This is a genomic window from Selenomonas sp. oral taxon 126 (genome assembly GCF_001683335.1).
Lineage (GTDB): Bacteria > Bacillota > Negativicutes > Selenomonadales > Selenomonadaceae > Centipeda.
This window is the reverse complement of sequence record NZ_CP016201.1, coordinates 863,098-878,275: the sequence shown is the minus strand read 5'-3', so window position 1 is coordinate 878,275 and position 15,178 is coordinate 863,098. Positions and strand designations below refer to the sequence as shown.

Here is a 15,178-nt window from a genome sequence, read left to right as displayed (position 1 = left end):
GGAAGCACTGATAAACTCAGCCCAATCATCTTGGCGCATCCTTTTCGCCCTGCCTGTGTCAACAAATCCTCCACATAGCCTTTGCAGCGTTGGATTTGTTTCCTTGGCAGGACAAAAATTCTGCACCAATCTGCAGGTTTATTTTATCAGCGATTCCCTAGAGTTTGTCCGTTGTGTACTGATGCGTGCGCGTCTCGTCATATGTGGGCGGGATGACGACAGTGCCCGCGTGGTCGATGAATCCCCACTTGTCCCCGATCTTCGCGGGTGCAAGCCCTGCGATGAACATGCCAAGATCTGTGATCGTGCTCGGGACGAGGAAGGGGACGCGCCCCGTCTTGTCGATGAAGAAGGATTTTTGTCCCTGACGGACAACGGCAAGCCCCTCGCTGAAGTCCTTTACCTCATCGTATTTTGGCGCAATCACGACAGCGCCGTCACGCCCGACAAAGCCCCATTTGTCGCCGTCCTGCACCGCAGCGAGATCGTCGTAGAAGAAGTGTATGTCCTTATATTTCGGCTCGATGATGTATGCCCCCGCGCGATCGACCAGACCCCATTTGTACTTGATGCGGACGCGCGCCATGTCGTTATAAAAGGGGGAGTTGTAGTCATTCTTTGCCGATATGACCTCCACACCGTTTCGATCAATGTAGCCGCGCTTGATCTTTTCATCATCCAGAATAACGCTGTCGTATATAAAATGTCCTGCGGTTGCAGCACCAAGCGTGAGAACAGCACCAAGGAAGTTGGTCGATTTCACCGGGCGGCGTACCTCGGCAAGACCGTGATCGAACGGGTCAACATCCTCGTATTTCGTCTGGATTACCTTTGCACCCGTCTTGTCGATGAACGCCCAGTGCTTCTTTTCCTTTACCATTGCAAGCCCGTCATGGAAGCCGCGCATCTGCTTCGCGCGGAGCTGCGGGGCGATGACCATTGTGCCATTTTTGTCGATGAAGCCGTATTTCTTCTTGACCTCGACCACGCAAAGCCCCTCCATAAAGGAGTCTGCCCAATCGTAGGCAGCGGGAATGACCATGGTGCCCGCCCTGTCAATAAAGCCGTATTTGCCGTTGGATGTTTTGACGGCGGCAAGCCCCTCCGAGAACGGTTGCGCCGCGTCGTAGGTCGCATCCGACAGGAGGCTGCCGTCGCTCCGGTAGAATACATCCTTCTTGTCCTTGTGCATGACCTTGGCAATACCGTCGTTGAACGGACTGATATACTTGTACTCGGCAGGCAGGATAAGACTGCCGCCCGTGTTGTATGCGCCGTAGTTGTCCTTGGCATCCACGACGACAATCATGTCCCCTGACATCGGATAGATGGTCTTGTAGGCAACGGGGACGATGGGCGTTCCATCGAGGCGGACGACACCCCATTTCTTGCCCTGACGGACGGCGAGTGCGTCCGCCGAATAGGATGTGATCTCATCGTACTCCGCCGGGATTGCGAGTGCGCCCGTCGGTGTGACTGCGCCCCACTTCTTTCCCTGGCGGACGATGGCAAAGGGGGCGTTCGCCGGCACAGTCTGCTCCGTCTGTATCTGTGCTGCGGTGCGGCTCTCCTCTGCCGCCTGAGAAGTTGGCATTGCGAGCAGGAGTCCTGTCACCGTCATTGCTGCGATCATGCCGCGCAGCTTCTTGGATTTTGTCATGTGCGTCATCTCCTTTGAAATACCTTACTCGTACACGGAGCGCCCCTACCACCGCTTGCATGGTCCCCCTCCCCCGCTGTGAGCGGGGGAGGCTTGGGATTACGGCATTAAGATGCGCCAAGATGATCGGGCTGAATTTATCAGGGCTTCCTATCATCTATCATACCGTATCTTGCAAAGGGATACAATACTTTATTCAGCAGTTCCCGCGATGGACATGCCGCAGATTCTGGCGGGCGATCTCTGTGAGGCGGTCGATGGTCGCGATCGGCGTGGGCGGTGTGTTCATCCTGTGGCGCGGGAAATAGCGGCTGATGTGCAGGGGGATCTCGGGCGAGAGGCCGGCGAGCCAGCGTGCCTCCTCCTCCATGTCCGCCGCGCTGTCGTTCATCTCGGGGACGATGAGCGAGGTCACCTCGACGTGGACGCCGCGCAGGACGGCGTGTGTGATCGTCTCCTTGACTGTCCCAAGATCGCCGCCGAGGCGTCGGTATCCGTCCTCCCGAAAGCACTTGAGGTCGATGTTCATCGCGTCGATATGTGGGAGGAGGCGCTCAAGCGGATCCGCGCAGATTGTGCCGTTCGTGACGAGGACGACGGCGAGCCCCGCTGCATGGAGGAGCGGCGCGGTATCGAGAATGTACTCGAAGCTGAGGAGCGGCTCGTTGTACGTAAAGGCGACGCCGAGATTGCCCGGCGGGCGGCGGCTGAGCTCTGCGGCAAGTGCGGCGAGATGTGCGGGGGACACATCCTCCGTCTCAATCGAGGCGTCCGCCATTGCAATCGCGGCGTTCTGACAGAAGGGGCAGGCAAGATTGCAGCCGAAGCTGCCGACCGAGAGGATAAAGCTGCCGGGGTGAAAGTAGTGCAGCGGCTTCTTCTCGATCGGGTCGAGCGCAAGCGAAGTCACGCGTCCATAGTTCTTCGAACGAATGACGCCGCCCCGATTCTCGCGCGCGCGGCAAAAGCCCGTCTCACCCGTAGCGAGGCGGCAGGCATGGGGACAGAGTTCGCAGGTAACACGAGCGTCTGCACTGTTATGCAGAGGCGCATTCTTATGGTCGGGGCTGCTGCACAAAGTTATTTTTTGATTCGTGCAACAGCCCTTTGTTTGTCTTCCCAAAACGCTCAAGACGCCCCTACCACCGCTCACGCGGCCCCCCTCCCCCGTGTCGAGCGGGGGAGGCTTTGCATTACGGCATATTAGCTTCCCCCGCCAGAGCGGGGGAAGTGGCGAACACAGTGAGCCGAAAGGGGCGCTCCGAGAGCAGCCTCGCGCACCTGCTCCGTGGGACACGTTGTTCTGCACCCGCGCAGTGCGCCGCGTGTAAGCAGGGATGTTCATCTTACGTGTGCCGCGTCACTTCAAAGCGCCAGATGCGGATGGCGGCGTCCTCAGGGATGCCGCCCTTCTTGCGCGCAATGCGCAGCTGCTCCTCTGCCGTGTCGACACCCGCGAGATCGGGCAGGAGGAGCCCTTTGCGCCCGCGCGACTCGACAATGACGCCGTATCGCCGCGCGTCGAGCTCGTCCGCGCCGCGCACGAGTTCCGGCTCCGTGAGCACATCCACGGAGTAGATGATCTCGTCCAGCTCGTCCTCGCGCACGGGCGGGAAGCGCGGATCGCGCAGGGCGGCGGAAGCGGCGTTTTGCATGATCTCCTCTGCGATATTCTTCGCCATCGGCTCGAACGTCCCGATGCAGCCGCGCAGCTCCCCGTCCTTCTTGAGCGAGACGAATACGCCCGCGCGCTCCGCCATCTCGGATGGAAGTCCCTGCGGACGCTCCGGCAGTTTCCCCGTGCGGACGATGGTCTCAATCGCATGCCGCGCGAGTTGCACATAGTCATCCTCGGCGGCGCGCCGCTCCTCGCGTGCGCGGCGTTCCAACATCTCGTAGCGCTCGGTGAAGCTGCGGCGCACATCCTCGCGCGTCACCTTGCAGGAGACAACGCCGTAGCCGACGCCGAACGGCCCTTGATAGGAGAGCTTCTTGATCTTGAGTGCCTGCCCGTCGAGCGCACCTGCCATCATCCAGAACGTGCGCAGCCCGCACTCTGCCGCCGGTTCGTAGATGCTGCGCTCCATGCGCAGGAGCTTCAGGAAGTCGCCCTCCTCGAGGTACTTCATGCACGCCTTGTCGAACCGCGGCCCCTCGGGCGCAAAGCCGTACGGTCCCTCGGGCGTCAGCTTGTGCGAGAGGTCGCCGCTCGCGATGAAGACCGCCCGCCGTCCGAGCGTATTGACGGCGCGTGCAACGCATTTGCCGAAGTTGTAGTGATCGAGCGGAGAGAGCCCCGAGATGCCGAGCCGTACCACGCGGAAGTCCCGCGTGTGCGCGTACAGGAAGCGCAGCGGGATCATGACGGCGTGATCGAGCGCGGCATTTCGTCCGCCAACGGGCCCCGCCTCGATGCCCGCCTCCGCAGCCTCCATCTCAACCTCCTTCGCGAGTACGCTGTCATAGTGCGCCGTCACCGTGACCCCCTCCGCGCCGAACTGGGCAAAGCTGCCCGACGCCGTTTCGCCCGGCGCGATGTGGAAGTAGTCGGCATACATGACCGTGTGCGGGCTCGCGATGATGACCGTATCGGGCGCGAGCTCCGCCGCCTCCTTCATCGCGCGCTCGTAAGCATTCACCGTCAGCTGGATCTTCTTCTCCTCGCCCCGCCCGACCTCGGGGATGATGAGCGGCGGATGCGGGACAACATAGGCTGCTAAGATGGACATGGATACTCCTCCTCTCGGACTTCTGTACTCTATTGATTCGCCGCATGATGAAAAAGCCCTGCATATTTTGATTGATTCCCAAACAATAGAACGGTATACTATGGGAGTGAAATATAAAAAATTCCTATTTTTTATATTTCAGTGGTTTCATATATAAAAATTGGGTGTTTTTTGGGTTCTATGATAAATGTTACGGAATGACTCCGTGCTTGCTCCACGCAAACGCTTAGTTACGCAAGCGGTCGCGTTCTCGTTCGCCTAAATACCTGCGGACTTCTTAAACGCGCTACGCTTGAACGAAAGAAATCCGCAGGGGGCGAGTCGAACGCTTTGCTCCGCTTGCTCCACTAGGGTTTGCTTAGGAGCATCGCACGGAGCTATTTCCGATTCTCCGTAACATATGAGAAAGAGCCGTTTTTTGGAGGTGCGTGACATGGCTTATGAATCTCTCTCCCATCTCTATCGGAGGGATGAGCATCAGTGGCGTGCGGAGCATGAGCGCCGCCGTACGAGCCCGATGACGCGCCATCTCAATTTTATCCTGCAGGAATATGGTCGAACGCAGACCTACCCGGCATTTTACTGCTATACGGAGGAGCTTGCGCTCCTGCAGGAGGCAATCGGACGGGACTTCACGGCACTCCTCGGGCATATTGCACACGTACCGACAGCAGGAATCGATCAGTTCCTGCACACCTGCCTCGTGCAGGAGATTCTCGCGACCAACGCGATCGAGGGCGTGCACAGTACGAAGCGCGAGATTCGTGCGGCGATGGAGACTGCGCCTGCAGATCGCCTGCGGATGCGTCTGGGGGGCGTCGTCAACAAATACACGCGGATTCTCCAGGGAGAGGAAGTTGCTCTCGGGACGCCCGCCGATCTGCGTGCACTCTTTGACACCTTTATCGCCGACGAAATCCGCCGTGCGGATCCGGCGAACCTTCCCGACGGGTCTTTGTTCCGCAAGGGCTCTGTGGACATCGTATCGCCTTCGCAAAAGACGATTCATCGCGGCAGCTATCCCGAGGAGAAGATCGTGCGCGATATGGAGCAGGCGCTTGCTCTGCTGCATGAGGAGCAAATGCCCCTGCTCTATCGCATCGCCATTTTCCACTATCTGTTTGGCTATATTCATCCGTTTTATGATGGGAATGGGCGTATGTCGCGCTTTATTACGACCTATCTGCTCGCGCGGGAGTTCCATCCGACGGTTGCGCTTCAGCTCTCCCTCCTCATCAAAAAGCGCAGGAAAGGCTACTATAAGCTGTTTGCCGAGACAACATCGTCTCTGAACTGTGGCGATATGACGCCGTTCATCATCGGAACGCTGCATTTCGTTCATGAGGCGATTGACTATACGGCTGAGGTGCTCGCGGAACGGTTGCAGCGGTATCGGAAATACCACGATATCGTAGTGGCAGATGTCAATGATAAAACGATGCGCGGTGTATACGATGTACTTCTGCAAGCATCGGTATTTTCGGATGTCGGCGCGACCGTCTCCGAGATCGCACGAACCCTCGACAAGACAGAGACAACGATCTATGCGAAATTGAAGCATATTCCGGAAGCCCATATATATCAGAATCGGACGAGCCGCCCCTATCATTATATGCTGCGTACGGAGCCTTTTGATGAAGGGAACGCTCATAAATAGCGGATAAGCGAAGGCATATGCTTCTCTCCATCGTGCCTCTACAGAAAACTTTCCAACAAGTTTGCAACTACTTGGCAACGTTCATTGCTTGAAGGAAATCACCGTCTTTTGTCGAAAAAAATCAAAGAGATTCTAACATCTGCAAGGAGGATGAGAATGATGAGGAAGAGAATTGTCACTCTGGCTGCCGCGTTCGTACTGGCGTTTTCGGCAGTTGCCGCAGCTGCGGGCGTGACTCAGATCAATTCGGACGATCATGTTCTGCAGAGCACGGAGATCGCGCTTGGCGGCATCATGGTCGGCACGCCGCGCAGCGAGGTCGAGGCGATCTACGGCGCGCCGACCGAGCGCACGGAGCCGGTGAAGAGCGCCGCGATGGATGAGATGATGGACACGTATACCTACGGCACGTCGTTTCAGGTCATCTTCGTCAAGGATATGGCAATGTTTATCATCAGCACCGCGCACAACGGCATTGCAACGCCGGCGGGCGTGACGGTCGGCGACCCTGCGGACGCGGTCATGCGCACGTATGGCAAGCCGCATCGGTACTCGCGGAGTGAGAGCGGGAACGAGAGCTTTGTCTACCTCGATCCATACGGGATTGCCATCGTGTTCAGCGCGGAGGGCGGCAGCATCACGCGCATCGGCATCGTCGGGTACGAATAAAGGAAGACTCATATATCTCGAAAATATCTCGAAAGGAGCATCATATGACAACCGCTAAATGCTTTCTCGCTGCATTTCTTTTTGCTGTCTCCCTCGTTATCGGAGCGGTGCAGCCCGCAGAGGCGGCGCAGATGGAGCAGCAGTATGTAACGAAGACGCTGAACCTGATGGAGGGGGACTGGTACGATGCTGACGGCAACTGCATCCTTCAGATTCATGACGGATATATCAACGGTTGCCCCGTTCTCGCGGCGTACGATTTTGCGGGAGGGACTTCGCACGGCGCGGGGCGGTTCGAGATTTTGGAGAGTACGGGTACACGGAATCTGTATCTGACGTGGGACATCCGCCGCTCGGACAAGGACGCAATCAAACTGAACGACGCTCAGATGCTGCACCGCACGGCAAAGCCCGCGTTCAACGAGTCCATCGCGGGCATCCACCTCGGCATGACCTCGGCGGAGGTGACGAAGACGATCGGCGCGCCCACGCAGCAGGGGAATCTGAACCCCTATGTGAACACCTACGGTTGGTATTATGCGCCGCTGCGGGTTGCGGTCACGTTTGATGCGGACACGGTTGACCGCATTATCCTGATGCGGGGCAGTCCTGCTTCTCTGGATCGGTCGGGGCTGAACTGCACGAACGAGCCGTACGAATTCGCAGAGGCGTATCATATGAAGAGCGTTCCGCGGGTTCATTACGATGATACATATTCGTTCAGTGGATGTTATGCCATCGGGGGCGAGGAGTATCTTGTCTTCGGCAATTATATGGATCATATTATGCTGACAAAGTATTGGAACTGATTAACTTCATTAAAACACAGCCTTCGCGCAGCGGTGCGGAGGCTGTTTCCGTATACCTGTGGAAGCACTGATAAATTCAGCACCGGCATCTTGGCGCATCTTTTTCGCCCTCTCTGTGTCGACAAATCCTCCACATAGCTCTTGCTATGCGTCCGGTTTGTCTCCTTGACAGGACAAAAAATCTGCACCAATCTGACGGACTTCATTTTATCAGCGATTCCCTGTAAAACAGCCTCCTTTCATGTATACATGGACATTTCATGCTTTATCATGGTAAAATACCCGCATATTTTCATTTTTGAACCAAATGAAAATAAATGAATTAGGGGGTATGGACATGGAATCATTTCTTCCCATGCTGAACGCCATTGACTCGTTTCTCTGGGGCGTTCCGCTCATCACGCTGCTCGTGGGGACGGGCATCCTCCTCACCGTGCGCCTCGCGCTGATCCAGGTTGTGCACCTGCCGCGCGCACTCTCTCTGATCCTCAGGGCAAAGAACAAGGGCGCGGGCGATATCTCAAGCTTCAAGGCTCTCTGCGTGGCGCTCGCCGCGACCATCGGCACGGGCAACATTGTCGGCGTTGCGACGGCGGTGAAGGTCGGCGGCCCCGGCGCAATCTTCTGGATGTGGATGGCGGCGTTCTTCGGCATGGCGACGAAGTATGCGGAGGGACTGCTCGCCGTGAAGTACCGCACGACGGACGAGCGCGGTGAGATCGCGGGCGGTCCGATGTACTACATTCGGCGCGGCATGGGTGAGAAATATCGTCCGCTCGCGGGCTTCTTCGCGGCTGCGACGGTGCTCGTTGCGTTCTTTGGTATCGGCACATTCCCGCAGGTCAACGCCATTGTGGACTCCGTGGAGCTGTCCTTCGGCGTGCCGCGCATCATCACCGACATCGCGCTCACAGTGCTCATTGCGGCGATCACGATCGGCGGGCTCCGCAGCATCGCTGAGGTCGCCGCGCGGATCATCCCCTTTATGGCGGTGCTCTACGTCGTCATCTGCGCGGGCATCATTCTCATGCACATCGGCGAGATCCCGGCGGCGATCGCGCTCATTCTCGACAGCGCGTTCACGGGCACGGCGGCGGCGGGCGGATTCGCCGGCTCGACCGTCATGATGGCGATGAGCAGCGGCATTGCACGCGGCGTCTTCTCGAACGAGTCGGGTCTTGGCTCCGCGCCGATTGCAGCGGCTGCGGCAAAGACGAAGGAGCCCGCCGAGCAGGGGCTGATCTCCATGACGGGGACATTTATTGATACGATTATCATCTGCTCCATGACGGGGCTCGTCCTCGTCCTCACGGGCGCATGGCACGGCGATGTGGCGGGTGCGGCAATGACGGGCGCGGCGTTCTCGAGTCTCTACGGCTCAATCGGCGGCGCACTCCTCACCGTCTCGCTCGCGCTCTTTGCGTTCACCACCATCCTCGGCTGGAACTACTACGGCGAGCGTGCCGTGTTCTATCTCGCGGGCATGCGCGCCATCCTGCCGTACCGCATCGTCTTCATTGCACTCATTGCGTGCGGCGCATTCCTGAAGCTCGAGGCGATCTGGGTGCTCGCCGACATTGTGAACGGGCTCATGGCGATCCCGAACCTCATCGCGCTCATCGCGCTCTCCGGCATTGTCGTCCACGAGACGCGCCGCTATCTGGACAAGGTGCAGCGCGGGGGACGGACGAAGAAATAGGGCATAGAAAGTGTTGGCGTGGCGGGTGTGCAGTTCTTGCGCGCCCGCTGTAATTATGCTATAATGTGGAAGCAATTCACAAGGGGGCGGATTCCGCTTTCTTGTCCGGTCTACATCAGAGCAGTGCGTTTTTGACGCACCTTTTGTCGTGAGGGGTCATTATTTTATGGAGATACTGCAAAAAGCACTCAACTGGAAGCATACGCAGAAGATCATCACCTTCGTCATCATCCTCAATGCTGCCGTCCTCGGCATACTGACGAGCCGGTCGCTGACCGTCGATGAGATCGCGCTTTTGGAGGCAATCGACAAAGGCTGCCTAGTCATCTTCACCATTGAGCTGGTCGCCAAGCTGCTCGTCTATCGGCGGAGCTTCTGGTCAGAGGGTTGGAATATCTTCGACTTCGTGATCGTCCTCACCTCCATCATCTTCATCTCCTCGAGTGTCTCGGTCATCCGAGCGTTCCGTATCTTCCGACTGCTGAAGGCACTCGCCGAGTTCCCCGAGCTGCAGATCCTCGTATCGTCCATGCTGAAGGCAATCCCCAGCATGTCGTGGGCGCTGATGCTGCTCTTCATCATCTTCTACATCTTCGGCGTCTTCGGCAGCAGCCTGTTTGGAGAAGACTTCCCGGAGCTGTTCGGGGACATCGGCGGCTCCATGTTCACCCTGTTTCAGGTCATGACGTTCGAGTCGTGGGCAACCGCCGTTGCGCGCCCGATCATGGCAGTGTATTCCTATGCGTGGATATACTTCCTGATCTTCATTCTGCTCACGGCCATCACCCTGCTGAACGTCATGGTGGGTATCGTCGTGGAGGCGGTCGGATCCATCTCGGAGGCAGCCAAGCAGAAGGCTGCCGAGGAAGCGGCGAAGAACGCGCCGCCCGATGTGCGTACGGCAAACGAGATCGAGGCGGAGATCCGCACGCACCTTTCGCAGATCGAGGAACTGCTTCAAAAACGGCAGCTTGCCGCAAAAGAATAGATAGAACCTCTCCTTTTTCCTGTTTGCAGCAGGTACTTCTATATGGAAGGAAATTTGCGGACACGAGAAAGGAGAATTTTTATGCGAAACTATCTGCCGCGCGTGGACTGGATGGTCGGGACGGGACTCGTCATCGTCGCGATCCTGTCCGTATTCTACGGGAGCGCGGAGCTGACGAGCAACATCGCCTCGGGGCTGATCGGCTTCCTCGGGCGCACCGTCATGATGCGTGGGGAAAAGGAGGGGACGCGATGAGTGCCATCCTCCCGCCCTCCGCCATGCGACGCGTCACCTGTGCCGAGCTGCGGGAACTCGCTGCGGCGTACCGTGTGCCCCTTATGTACGCTGCTGCGCGGTGTGCGCGTGAGACGAAGGTGTATCTGCACTGGACAGCGGGGCACTATGGGCAGTTCTTCGCGGACTACCATGTGCAGATCGACGCGGATGGAGGAATCTATGTCATCGGCGCGGGCGTGCTTGACGAGGTACTTGCCGCGACCTACCTGCGCAACAGCGGGAGCGTGAGCATCGCCCTCCTCGCGGCGTGCGGCGCAACGACCGATGATCTCGGAGCGGAGCCGCCGACCGCCGCCCAGATCGAGTCGATGGCAATGGCGGTGACGGCGCTCGCGGATGGACTCTGGCTGACGATCGACAGGGAGCGCGTCATGACCCACGGCGAGGCAGCGGACAACGAGGACGGCGTGCGTGCTCACGCGCCCTACGGCCCGCGCACAACCTGCGAGCGCTGGGATCTCGAGTACCTCGGCATGGCGGAGAGCCCCGTTTTCAATCCGTGGGCACAGGACGGCTCGCGCGGCGGCGATGTCCTGCGCGGCAAGGCGCAGTATTATCGGGAGCACGGTGTTCTCTAAGAGTAAGACTGGCATTTGTCAGTCTTTTTTTATGCACTGACATCCTTTTGTCAAAAATTAGGAGCAACTCCTAACAAAACTCGCATTCTGATCGAATGGATTTCCCATGTGAGGGCGGTACTATATCCATGTAACGGGAAGAGATTTCTCCAATTGCGAAAAGGATGTGATTCACATGATGAATACAAAGATGATGAAGAAAACGGCGGTCACTGCCCTCGTCGGCGTGCTCGGCTATGGTGCTGTCGGTGCTGCGGAGGTCTCCGCGAGCGCACTGAATGCGCCGCAGCGCGTCACGCAGACGGCGTTCACCACGGCGGACGGCAGCGCCGAGATGCAGCAGCTCGCATGGGGCGGCAAGCGCAAGAAGAAGGACGGCAAGAAGTACTCACAGGGCAGCGTCAACACCGCCATCATCGCGGGTGCCGTCATCGGCGCGATCATTGCGAAGAATACCTGAGCGTTCCCTGTACGGAATGGGCGACTCTACGAAGCAGTTTTGTAGAGTCGCCCGTTTTGCGTGCATCGAATGCGCGGAAATGTGGTATAATGAAGCTACATCAGATATGGAGGTGCAGATCATGACGCGATTTGAACTGATGGTCGAGGATCATGTGAAACAGGAGGCAGATGACCTCTTTGCCAGCCTCGGACTTGATACAGCGACAGCAATCCAGATTTTTCTGCGGGCGTCCATCGCCCGCGCAGGCATTCCGTTCTCCGTGGCTCATTATGAATTGCCCGAAGACTTGATGGAGGCGGTGCGTGACAGCCGCACGGGAAAGAATCTGCATGGACCATTCTCCTCCGCAGAGGCAGCAGTCGCATCTATGTTGGAGGACTAGCGTGTATCAGATTGTCTATACGAACCAGCGGCTGATACTGTCTGCGGCAGCGACGGGAACGCACGCCGATCTGTTCGGGGAGTAAAGGAGGAAAACACGATGCGCAAAGCAATTGTTGTCGTGGATATGCAGAATGACTTTATCGACGGGGCGCTCGGGACGCGAGAGGCGCAGGAGATGCTGCCGCGCATGGTCGAAAAGCTCACCGCCGCGCGCGCAGAGGGCACGGCGCTCATCTTCACCATGGATACGCACGGCGCGGACTACCTCGAGACGCAGGAGGGGAAGAAACTGCCCGTCGAGCACTGCATTCGCGCCACAGCAGGGTGGGAGATCGCCCCCGCGCTGCAACCCTTCGTGCGCGCGGCGACAGTGATCGAGAAGCCCACCTTTGGAGCGACCACGCTGCCCGCCGCACTCGCGGACTACGACGAGATCGAACTCGTCGGCCTGTGCACCGACATCTGCGTCATCTCCAACGCCCTCCTCGTGAAGGCATTCTATCCGGAGAAGCCCGTCTCCGTCGACGCCTCCTGCTGCGCGGGGGTAACGCCTGAGAGTCACGCGAATGCGCTCGCGGCGATGCGGATGTGTCAGGTGGAGGTCGGTGAGCGGGTAACAGGTTGACCGCTCCTTCGCTCTGACGGGAGAAGCTGATGCCTTCCCCGTTATGACGGGGAAGGGGGACCGCGCGAGCGGTGGAAGGGGCACGAAGAAGAGAATGTTGCACGAAGTTTTTAGCTGCGTGCAATCGTCCCTTCTTTTTTATTTCAGAATTTATGTTATAATAGGTTGAAAATTTTGATATAGGAATCGCTGATAAAATGAAGTTCGTCAAGATGGCGCGGCTGATTTGCTCAGCGATTCCTTAAAGAAAAGGGGTATTTCACAATGAACACATGGAACATCCAGTGGAAGAATCCGTGGAAAAAGACGATTGCCCTCGGCAGTGCGGCGTTCTTGCTCGGCGGCAGTGCGGTGTACGCGGCTTCCCCCGTGACACAGACGGGCGGAAGTGCGAACGTACAGAACGTACAGGACGCACCGATGCCCCTGCCGCTCACCGAGGAGGAGATCAGCGCACAGCAGCTTGCCGATGCCGAGTACATGGCACTCCTCTGGATGCGCACGTCGGCAGAATACCGTGCGCTCTGCTATCAGGGCTACAATGCGGCACTCGCGGAGATTGCGCGCGCACAGGCGAATCCCGCTGCGCGCAGCGGCAAGCCGCTCGCCATCGTCCTCGACTGCGACGAGACCGTCACGGACAACACACGCGCCATGGCAGCGGCTGCCGCCGCGGGCAACGGCCGTTATGATGCGCTCTGGTGGCGCGCGACCGTGCACGAGGGACGCTCCGAGGCACTGCCGGGTGCGGCGGATTTCCTGAACGAAGTCGCACGGCGCGGCGTTGCCATCTTCTACGTCAGCAACCGCTGGAGCGAAGTCAACTACGAGCCGACCATCGAGAACCTCAAGGCACTCGGCTTCCCCTCCGTGGACGCGGAGCACGTCCTCCTCATGGAGGATCGGACACAGAGCGACAAGCAGCCGCGCTTTGACAAGATCGCCGCAGACTACGATGTCGTCGTCTACATGGGTGACAATGCGGGCGATCTGCCGCTCGGCACGAAGGGCAAGACGCGCGATGAGCGCAACGCCCTCATCGACAATGCACGCGCCGACTTCGGCACGCGCTACATCGTCTTCCCGAACCCCGCCTACGGTTCCTGGGTCAGTGCCCTCGCCAAGGACTACATGACCATGAGCCCCGAGGCACGCGAGGAGTTCTATGTAAAGACGCTGACGGAGTAACAGAACACAATGAAAAGAGCCCGTCTCTGCTCTCTTGCTGCACAAGGGAGCAGGGGCGGGCTCTTTTGATTTCTTTGAAATATGTTATAATAGGGATAAAAGTTTGATCGAGCCAATCTCTATGGGAAAGATTTGGTGGAGCAGAGTGAAGATATTCGATAACGTCACAAACACGGTGCGCGACGATCTGCGGGCAGAGATTGTGCGCGGCAGCAGAGTGTCCATTGCGGCGGCGTGTTTCTCCATGTATGCGTATCAGGAGCTGCGGGAGCAGTTGGAGTCCGTGGAGGAGTTCCGCTTCCTCTTCACCTCGCCCACATTTATTCGGGAAAAGGCAGCAAAGGAGAAGCGCGAGTTCTATATCCCGCGCATCTCGCGTGAGACGAGCCTTTACGGCACGGAGTTCGAGGTGCGCCTGCGCTTGAGGTGAAGATCTGCTAGGAGAAACAGCCAAAGAAAAATATTGAACTTGTGCAGGAATTAAAAGTATTACAGTGTAATTTATATAATTAGACATTGTTGCTGGAGGGCTAGTACATGATATATTCACCTTTAAGATATCCTGGGGGAAAAGGAAAGCTATCCTCTTTCATGGAGGTTTTAATCCGGAAGACTGGACATATGAATGGAACTTATATTGAACCGTTTGCTGGCGGAGCTGGAATTGCGATCAATCTGCTCTTAAATAATATTGTTTCAAAAATTGTAATCAATGATTTGGACAAGGGAATTTATTCGTTTTGGAGAGCTATTTTAACAGAGACAGATCGTTTTACTTCTGATGTTCTTTCAGTTCCTTTGAATATGGATGAATGGCATAGACAAAGAACAATATATATGGAAAAATCTCAAAAATATAGTTATGATTTAGGATTTGCTACATTCTATTTAAACCGAACGAATCGATCGGGGATTATTAAAGGTGGCGTTATTGGCGGGAAAGACCAATGTGGCAAATGGAGAATGGATGCACGATTTAACAGAGGTGCTCTTATTAAGAGGATACAGGAGATAGCTATACGAAAAAACAGTATATATCTTTATAATAAAGATATTAACAGCTTCCTTATCCATTATGCGCCTAAGCACTTCGATAATGCACTGATTTATTTTGATCCACCATATTATGCAAAAGGTCATGAGTTATATATGAATTTTTTTAGATATAGTGACCATATTCGTATTAGTGAGCAAATCTCTCGACTTGATAATGTGGACTGGGTTATTACATACGATGTTAAGGACGAAATTTTAGAATTGTATCGAGAGCGATCATGTAGAAGGTTGGCGTGGTCATATTCTGCCGGGACAAAAAAAAGAGTGGATGAGATCATGATCTTTCGCAGGAATGATATGATTCCTACGGAATCAGAACTGTCCATGTGTGAGGGGCAGGCACTCTTACGAGATATTATAGATTAAGAGGTGAGAA

At 56.7% G+C, this 15,178-nt stretch carries 16 protein-coding genes; 13 read left to right on the top strand and 3 right to left on the bottom strand.

Features of this window, described 5'->3' with window-relative positions; all coding sequences use genetic code 11:
* Nucleotides 1-157: 157 nt before the first annotated feature.
* The 3 genes from AXF19_RS03860 to amrA all read right to left on the bottom strand — a co-directional run bounded on the left by AXF19_RS03860 (nucleotide 158) and on the right by amrA (nucleotide 4,389).
* Nucleotides 158-1,660, bottom strand: a complete 1,503-nt coding sequence (locus tag AXF19_RS03860; RefSeq protein WP_066845294.1) for a WG repeat-containing protein — start codon at nucleotides 1,658-1,660, stop codon at nucleotides 158-160.
* Nucleotides 1,661-1,856: 196 nt separating this feature from the next.
* Nucleotides 1,857-2,738 carry an AmmeMemoRadiSam system radical SAM enzyme gene (amrS, locus tag AXF19_RS03855; RefSeq protein WP_442983838.1) on the bottom strand — a complete coding sequence of 294 codons (882 nt, stop codon included), beginning with the start codon at nucleotides 2,736-2,738 and terminating at the stop codon, nucleotides 1,857-1,859.
* A 268-nt stretch (nucleotides 2,739-3,006) separates the two neighbouring features.
* Entirely contained in the window at nucleotides 3,007-4,389 is a 1,383-nt protein-coding gene (amrA, locus tag AXF19_RS03850; protein ID WP_066845291.1) for an AmmeMemoRadiSam system protein A, read from the bottom strand.
* A 433-nt stretch (nucleotides 4,390-4,822) separates the two neighbouring features.
* Between amrA and AXF19_RS03845 the strand changes: the two genes are divergently transcribed.
* The 13 genes from AXF19_RS03845 (at nucleotide 4,823) to AXF19_RS03790 (ending at nucleotide 15,168) form a co-directional block, all read left to right on the top strand.
* Nucleotides 4,823-6,046, top strand: a complete 1,224-nt coding sequence (locus AXF19_RS03845; RefSeq protein ID WP_066845288.1) for a Fic family protein — start codon at nucleotides 4,823-4,825, stop codon at nucleotides 6,044-6,046.
* 156 nt (nucleotides 6,047-6,202) lie between these two features.
* Complete coding sequence (locus AXF19_RS03840; RefSeq protein WP_237141687.1) at nucleotides 6,203-6,715, top strand: hypothetical protein; 513 nt, start codon at nucleotides 6,203-6,205, stop codon at nucleotides 6,713-6,715.
* 44 nt (nucleotides 6,716-6,759) lie between these two features.
* Nucleotides 6,760-7,524, top strand: a complete 765-nt coding sequence (locus AXF19_RS03835) for a hypothetical protein (RefSeq protein WP_066845283.1) — start codon at nucleotides 6,760-6,762, stop codon at nucleotides 7,522-7,524.
* Between the two features lie 337 nt (nucleotides 7,525-7,861).
* Nucleotides 7,862-9,223 (top strand): alanine/glycine:cation symporter family protein, encoded by a 1,362-nt coding sequence (locus tag AXF19_RS03830; RefSeq protein WP_066845280.1) that lies wholly within the window; start codon nucleotides 7,862-7,864, stop codon nucleotides 9,221-9,223.
* 166 nt (nucleotides 9,224-9,389) lie between these two features.
* A complete protein-coding gene (locus AXF19_RS03825) occupies nucleotides 9,390-10,211 on the top strand; it encodes an ion transporter (RefSeq protein ID WP_066845277.1) in 822 nt (273 codons plus the stop codon).
* Between the two features lie 81 nt (nucleotides 10,212-10,292).
* Nucleotides 10,293-10,466 carry a hypothetical protein gene (locus AXF19_RS14540; RefSeq protein ID WP_009440724.1) on the top strand — a complete coding sequence of 58 codons (174 nt, stop codon included), beginning with the start codon at nucleotides 10,293-10,295 and terminating at the stop codon, nucleotides 10,464-10,466.
* The gene (locus AXF19_RS03820) at nucleotides 10,463-11,086 is read left to right on the top strand and encodes an N-acetylmuramoyl-L-alanine amidase (RefSeq protein WP_066845274.1); all 624 of its coding nucleotides are present in this window, start codon (nucleotides 10,463-10,465) and stop codon (nucleotides 11,084-11,086) included. Before AXF19_RS14540 ends, AXF19_RS03820 begins: the two co-directional genes overlap by 4 nt.
* 175 nt (nucleotides 11,087-11,261) lie before the next feature.
* The gene (locus AXF19_RS03815) at nucleotides 11,262-11,546 is read left to right on the top strand and encodes a cell invasion protein SipA (protein ID WP_066845272.1); all 285 of its coding nucleotides are present in this window, start codon (nucleotides 11,262-11,264) and stop codon (nucleotides 11,544-11,546) included.
* Between the two features lie 121 nt (nucleotides 11,547-11,667).
* Nucleotides 11,668-11,931, top strand: a complete 264-nt coding sequence (locus tag AXF19_RS03810) for a type II toxin-antitoxin system RelB/DinJ family antitoxin (protein ID WP_066850028.1) — start codon at nucleotides 11,668-11,670, stop codon at nucleotides 11,929-11,931.
* A 99-nt stretch (nucleotides 11,932-12,030) separates the two neighbouring features.
* Nucleotides 12,031-12,558, top strand: a complete 528-nt coding sequence (locus AXF19_RS03805) for a cysteine hydrolase family protein (protein WP_066845269.1) — start codon at nucleotides 12,031-12,033, stop codon at nucleotides 12,556-12,558.
* Between the two features lie 264 nt (nucleotides 12,559-12,822).
* The gene (locus AXF19_RS03800; protein ID WP_066845265.1) at nucleotides 12,823-13,746 is read left to right on the top strand and encodes a 5'-nucleotidase, lipoprotein e(P4) family; all 924 of its coding nucleotides are present in this window, start codon (nucleotides 12,823-12,825) and stop codon (nucleotides 13,744-13,746) included.
* Between the two features lie 145 nt (nucleotides 13,747-13,891).
* Nucleotides 13,892-14,176 (top strand): hypothetical protein, encoded by a 285-nt coding sequence (locus AXF19_RS03795; RefSeq protein ID WP_237141686.1) that lies wholly within the window; start codon nucleotides 13,892-13,894, stop codon nucleotides 14,174-14,176.
* Nucleotides 14,177-14,337: 161 nt separating this feature from the next.
* Nucleotides 14,338-15,168, top strand: a complete 831-nt coding sequence (locus AXF19_RS03790) for a DNA adenine methylase (protein WP_216634978.1) — start codon at nucleotides 14,338-14,340, stop codon at nucleotides 15,166-15,168.
* Nucleotides 15,169-15,178: the final 10 nt, after the last annotated feature.